The 1515-nt window shown below is 34.0% G+C and carries 3 protein-coding genes; all 3 read right to left on the bottom strand.

Annotation, left to right across the window (positions count from 1 at the left end):
* A partial coding sequence (locus C0512_RS15575; RefSeq protein WP_290863226.1) for an HIT family protein occupies nucleotides 1-252 on the bottom strand: 252 nt, incomplete at its 3' end.
* 1 nt (nucleotide 253) lies between these two features.
* A complete protein-coding gene (locus C0512_RS15570; protein ID WP_290863225.1) occupies nucleotides 254-1138 on the bottom strand; it encodes a hypothetical protein in 885 nt (294 codons plus the stop codon).
* A partial coding sequence (locus C0512_RS15565) for a hypothetical protein (protein WP_290863224.1) occupies nucleotides 1131-1515 on the bottom strand: 385 nt, incomplete at its 5' end. The genes C0512_RS15565 and C0512_RS15570, both read right to left, overlap by 8 nt.

The following is a 1515-nucleotide window of genomic DNA, read 5'->3' as shown; positions in this document are numbered from 1 at the left end:
AATTAAGTTGAAATCATCAGCTACGCCAATCTTCTTAAATAAGCTAATAGTGCGTTTCGCCATATTGATTAAATCGAACAGCTCAACATCTGGTATTTCTATTATATCGGTGAAGTGATGTTTCGGGATAATTAAAGCTTGTCCATCATTTACTGCGTGTTTAGCTAACACAGCTATAGAACTTTCTGACTCAGCTAATCTTCTGTCATTTAATGATAAATTACAGAAGGGACATACTAGAACATTTTTCATTTTAATATCTATACGGATATGGATCTAAAAAATCATCTTCATAGATTTTTACTATATTTTCTTCATTAATTAATGGAAGCGGCATAACCTCACCATTTTCATCGATTGAAATATTTCCCTTAATCAATAAACAAATTTTGGAATGTTCTTTTATTTTGTTTATGCCGTATTTTTTTGGCTCCAACTTGATCATTTTAAGATACTCTGCCGCCAACCTTACACCGTATACAGAATACCCTGTTACCACGCAAACCGATTTAGCCTTTATCTTATCCTTCAAAGCTGTGCCTTTTCCAATTATTATTACCCCAACATCCGATATATTTTTTACATTATTTTCCTCAGTTTCTTTGTATTCTATTTTATTTTCAAAGCCTTTAATTTTTAAAAACACTCCTTTATTGTTCGGTCCATCCTTAAATTTTACTGGTGACCCTAGTGCTCCGATTAGGAATTCGGTTATTTTATTCCATTTTGGTCCACCAACTGATATAACGATATTTTTCAGCTTATCTGGTTCGGGAGAGAATCTACTATATATTGGAGCCGCATCAAACCATGAGCAAAATATTTCGCTAACCAATAACGTAGACTCAATATCTCCATATATATATTGTTTACTTGCAGACTCCTCAGCAGCGACTACTCGTTTTTTAAAATCAACCAGCGGGATATTTCCAAAATACACCGTCCATTTATCGCCTGGAGTTGCACCAATAAGCAGCAACTGAGGCTGAAATTTTTTCTTAATATAAAAGTAAGCTCGGTCAATAAATACACCACCAACAAATTTGAATATGTCTTTAGGAAAATCGTCTAACAAGCCTGACAACAAACTCGGAACTTTGCTATAAAACCAACCAATTACATTATGTAGATTATCCATTTTTTAATTCAAATAAATATATTGTGTGACTTTCAACTCCAACTAGATTTGCATTGGCAAAGTCAGATTTAAGATTTTCCAAGCCTACTTCAAAACCCTCAATATCGATTTTATTTAATACTGAAGCACATTTTTTTTCGAAAATTTCGATAAAGTTATTGTCAGGCTCAAATTCTTCCAGCTCTTTATATGTTCGAATACATTCCATCCCTAAACTATTTCCGACTGAACACAAAGAAGTTAGTCTACTTGCTTCTAGTAAGTCAAATAACTCGGCTTGCGGAAAGTACTTGGATAGGGTTTGCCGCTTAATGTCTTCCGGCGTATGTAAAGCAGCTATGAAAATTCCATTTGTCTTGAGTACACGACGAACCTCA

Source organism: Flavobacterium sp., assembly GCF_013822155.1.
In the GTDB taxonomy this organism is placed as follows: Bacteria; Bacteroidota; Bacteroidia; order Flavobacteriales; family Flavobacteriaceae; genus Flavobacterium.
The sequence above is the reverse complement of the archived record's forward strand: the minus strand, read 5'-3'. Positions and strand labels throughout refer to the sequence as shown.

Excerpts from the sequence above, each read along its gene's own strand:
- C0512_RS15570 (WP_290863225.1), bottom strand. The coding sequence starts at position 1,138 with ATGGATAATCTACATAATGTAATTGGTTGGTTTTATAGCAAAGTTCCG.